Annotated in this window: 6 protein-coding genes; 4 read left to right on the plus strand and 2 right to left on the minus strand. The window is 42.9% G+C overall.

What is annotated here, in order from left to right; genetic code table 11:
- Nucleotides 1–467 precede the first annotated feature (467 nt).
- From HWQ37_RS31215 to HWQ37_RS31230, 4 genes are all read left to right on the plus strand, one after another.
- Nucleotides 468–1,307, plus strand: a complete 840-nt coding sequence (locus tag HWQ37_RS31215) for a WecB/TagA/CpsF family glycosyltransferase (RefSeq protein ID WP_292754586.1) — start codon at nt 468–470, stop codon at nt 1,305–1,307.
- Between the two features lie 103 nt (nt 1,308–1,410).
- On the plus strand, nt 1,411–1,680 hold the full coding sequence (locus HWQ37_RS31220) for a hypothetical protein (RefSeq protein WP_292754589.1): 270 nt from the start codon (nt 1,411–1,413) through the stop codon (nt 1,678–1,680).
- A gap of 113 nt (nt 1,681–1,793) precedes the next feature.
- Nucleotides 1,794–2,159, plus strand: coding sequence for a hypothetical protein (locus HWQ37_RS31225; protein ID WP_292754590.1), 366 nt, complete (start codon nt 1,794–1,796; stop codon nt 2,157–2,159).
- A 99-nt stretch (nt 2,160–2,258) separates the two neighbouring features.
- A complete protein-coding gene (locus HWQ37_RS31230) occupies nt 2,259–2,399 on the plus strand; it encodes a hypothetical protein (protein ID WP_292754592.1) in 141 nt (46 codons plus the stop codon).
- 380 nt (nt 2,400–2,779) lie between these two features.
- On the opposite strand, the gene HWQ37_RS31235 is transcribed toward HWQ37_RS31230, so the two are convergent.
- Together HWQ37_RS31235 and HWQ37_RS31240 are read right to left on the minus strand one after the other, a co-directional pair.
- Nucleotides 2,780–3,469 (minus strand): hypothetical protein, encoded by a 690-nt coding sequence (locus tag HWQ37_RS31235; protein WP_292754594.1) that lies wholly within the window; start codon nt 3,467–3,469, stop codon nt 2,780–2,782.
- Between the two features lie 65 nt (nt 3,470–3,534).
- A complete protein-coding gene (locus tag HWQ37_RS31240) occupies nt 3,535–3,759 on the minus strand; it encodes a hypothetical protein (RefSeq protein ID WP_292754597.1) in 225 nt (74 codons plus the stop codon).
- Between the last annotated feature and the right edge of the window lie 398 nt (nt 3,760–4,157).

Raw genomic sequence — 4,157 nt, forward strand, 5'->3', positions numbered from 1 at the left:
GAACGAATGCTCCGCTTTCACCCACCGAGTTGTTGCAATAGGAAATTGCTCGACAAATAAAACGTTCATCAAGAAGGCTAAAACTACTGGGCTTTCTCACGGGGGCTCAGTAAGGAGGGGTTTAAAAATTGTTTGTCAGTGATTAGCCTCTGTCTAAGGGTAATAAATTACACAAATCCTCCAAAAGGGGGATTTGTCATCCTGAACCCTCTGGTATGCTTGCGGCGGCTTTTTACCTAATCCCTTAGTACTCAAACTAAAACTCAAATAAAAGAATAAAGAACCATTAAACTTACCTCACCTAAAATAAAGAAACAGTAAAGTCGCGTACTATTACTTGATTGAAAAGCAAGTAAATTCGTATATTAGAAACAATTCTCCTAGCAAGTATACAATTTTGTTTGCTTAGATTAGGAATTTCCGCTAATAAAAACTTTCAAAAGTACACAAAGGTAGAATTAAGTCAGATGAGCCAAGTGAAAATCCTCAACGTGACAATTGACAACCTGTCACAGGTAGAATTTTTAGAGAAATGTAAGAGTGGGATAGTTTTCACACCTAATGTCGATCACTTGATGAAACTACAAAGTGATCAAGATTTTTTTCGAGTGTATCATTCTGCTACCTACAAATTATGTGATAGCAAAGTATTGTTTTTTGTTTCTAGATTTTTGGGTTCACCTATCAAAGAAAAAATTTCAGGTTCTGATCTTTTTCCTGCATTTTATGAGTATTATAAAAGCGATGCAAATATAAAAATATTTCTTTTGGGCGCTCGCGAAGGAGTAGCCATTGAAGCTCAAAACAAGATTAATTCAAAAGTCAGAAGACGGATTGTAGTTGGCGCACACTCCCCATCTTTTGGATTTGAAAAAGATGAAAGTGAATGCTTGAAACTGGTTGAACTTATTAACAAGTCAGGCGCGACAGTACTGGCCGTAGGAGTTGGAGCACCAAAACAAGAAAAATTTATATATAAGTATAAAGATCAACTACCAAACATTAAAATATTCCTGGCAATAGGTGCGACTATCGATTTTGAAGCGGGCAATATCAAGAGAGCGCCGAAGTGGATAAGTGAGTTAGGACTGGAATGGTTGTATAGATTGTTAGCAGAACCCAAAAGGTTATGGAAAAGGTACTTATTGCATAGCCCTTCTTTTTTTTGGCTGATCTTAAAGCAAAAATTCAATTTTTATACAGAACCCTTTAGTACTGCTTATTCTATTCCTCCTGATAGTGTCTCTTCTCACATCTTGCACCAAGCCATCAGAGGTGTGAAAAAGGGCGTGAATAGCATTTTGTAAAGCAAGTAAAGATGGAAACAAGCCTACTTACCCACGCCCAACTGTTAACTCATTCGCCGGGAAGTCCCCCGCTATAGCCAGCGCGGATATATCGAGCATTTATGTGAGTACCGCGCCTGGTGTCTTCGGCGGGATGAAAGGCGGTCAACTGCTGGGTTTGGTTAGAGCTAATAAGTATTTCTACTTAATGCTTGGCGGAAATGGCGATCGCTTTTGGGTAGTTACTGCCCATGTGACAGTTGAGGGTGCGGAATGTGGGGTCGAGGGTTGCTACAGTCTCGCCCACAATCAATTCATTCCTATGCCGAGTAAAGTAAAGCGATCGCTTCATTTCCCTCCCGTTGCCTTGTCAGGAAGCCCTTCACCCAATTGAGTTAACCCAATGGGGTGATTTTGTACTGAAATAGCCTCTCACTTCAGGAATTGGATTTTTATACGAGTAGACAAAGATGTAAACAACTGAACTTCATTCAAAGAGAAACGACCATGCGTAACCTAATCAAAAAAATTGCACTACCGGCTGTCCTGGTAACTGGGTTGACTACAGCAGCTTTGCCAGCTGCCGCCAGTGCTCCAGTTACCTGGTCGCGCACCTACTACTGTAGTGAATACACCGTCACGCTACGCCAGTATCAAGATAAGTCTTTTTCCTATCAATCTCGCAGCAAATACGGCAACCTCAATCTGGGGAGAGGAACTGTTAAGTATACCGAAGGTGTGCGGGTCATTAAATTTAGGAACGCTAACACCGAGTACTGGGTATGGGATGGAACGCTGGATAGTCGCAACTTGGGAACCCTTGAGGTTTATCAAAATAATCGCCTCGTTCTCCAGCGTCAGTGCCATCGCTGAAGAAGGCTTTCTTGGAGAGGGTAGAGCAATCTGTGAAAGTTTTCCTCCCGTTGCCTCGTAGAGTTCCTTTGAACTCGTGTCGAACAGGGGTGCATCCCAATGCAAGCCAAAATACCAGGACGCGATCGCTACCTCCAGAGGGGTAAGAAAGTGCTTTCGAGTTCGGGCTTAGGTAAGAGTACCCGATCGGGTGAGACGCTACGGGCATACCCTGGATTAGGTTTATGGATGTCGCAGTAACTACAGGAATAACTATCAGATGTACCCTAACTTTCCCAATACTCGACCTCAGGCACAACAAGTGATTGACCTTAAGCTAGCTAGAGATCTTAAGGCTTATGCCCAAAGCTGGCTGGCAGTGATGAACCTTCGACGCTAGCTCTCGCCCCCTTCAACAGCTTTCAACAGTTCAACTTCAACAGCAATTTAAAGAAGTTGTTTGGTCTCGTAGCAGGGAAATTTAGAGAAGAACTACCTCATTTACTAGCCAAGTGGAGAAATAGGTAGATTTGGATATATTTTCCACAAATTATTCTACCCCCATTAAATCTGTTCAGGGTAGCATTTATCCTCAATTCATCAACAATATAATTTATTTTCTGTCGGGCGATTGTTTCAGTTTAGAGGTCGGCTTCATAAGTTGGTAATTTCCGAATTAACGCTCTAACTACCTTGGTTTGGCTCTGGCGGTATTTTTGAGCATAGGCGATTAAAGCCTGAAACTCTTTCTCCGTAATCCTAACACTAAGAACACGCTTCCTTTGACTAAGCTGTTGTTTCAGAACTTCCGGTGTGGGAGCAACAAAATCCGCCGAAGTAATAGTCCAATCCCACCCCTCACGCCGTACATTAAACTTCCAAAACTGCCCGACAGTATCGCTTGACAAATTTCCCAAAAGGGGCAGAGTAAATGTTGTCTCCGCTCCTTCTGGTGGTAATTCATTTCGTTTAATAAGTACCGTGACTTCTTGGTCTTTAATGTTTTCCACCTGTCCGACGACGCGGAACTTATTCACGCCCTTCCGCTTCAACTCCTGAGCCGTCTGTGCTTCGCTCTTCAACTTAACCAGCTCGACTAAAGGCGGATTAATACGTGGGTAGCACTTCCAAATTTGAGCAACTTTCAGTAAGTCGCGATTCGCTTTGAGTTGGGTGGCTACATCATTAGTTAGTTTTGCGGGAATTTTCAGACCATCATCTGTTAGTAAGATACCCTGAAGGAAGTTTGTTGAACTGGGTCGATAGATGCCACAGATCTTTCCTCTAGCACTATAAGTTACAGGGTCATCATGGGGTTTTACTTTTTCCATAGCTGGCTAAGAGTTGGTACAGTCAATGTACCAGAAGGGCGATCTTAGCGAGCGCACTCACCCCTTCAGTTGCTGTATCTGTCTTTTGCCTCGACAACTAGGAGCAATCCATTGCGTAGAGCTTCGTATACTTGGTTAACTAAATACTCTTGTTGAGGACTCAGAGAACCCTCAAAGCACACTGATATTAACCAACGCTGATCGTTGAGGGTAATTTCCTGAGAGGCAAGGATTTGCTCAAGAGTCTGCTCGATATTGGGTCGCGAGAGAGTAGCTTGGGCTGACATCATCCTGTGCAGAACATCAACACTTCTAATATCGGAGATTCAGCCGTTGCATCAAGTGATTAAGCGGTCAACTAGCTAGTGATCATTTCCATCTGTGCGAGTAATGCAAGTCACAAACGCCTTTCATGTAGGGGGCAAGCTAGCTCTCTTTCCTCTTATCCATAAGAATTTCAGCCTCTACAGACTTAGGCTCAATCAGTTCAAAAAGGCAAACGACATTGAAAGCTGAAAGCATTGCAGGGCAATGGTTTTAGGAATTCCATTGCCCCTCATGACACATTCGCTATATTTAGCTCTTATCGGAAAGAAAAATTCTCAGTAGCTGTCTTCTTCAACAGTTGATTGCATTCCGAGTTGGTTATTGGCACGGTGCAGGCGATCGGCGATCGCCTGCCTCATTT

The sequence above is a fragment of the Nostoc sp. NMS4 genome (assembly GCF_017115095.1).
In the GTDB taxonomy this organism is placed as follows: Bacteria; Cyanobacteriota; Cyanobacteriia; order Cyanobacteriales; family Nostocaceae; genus Nostoc.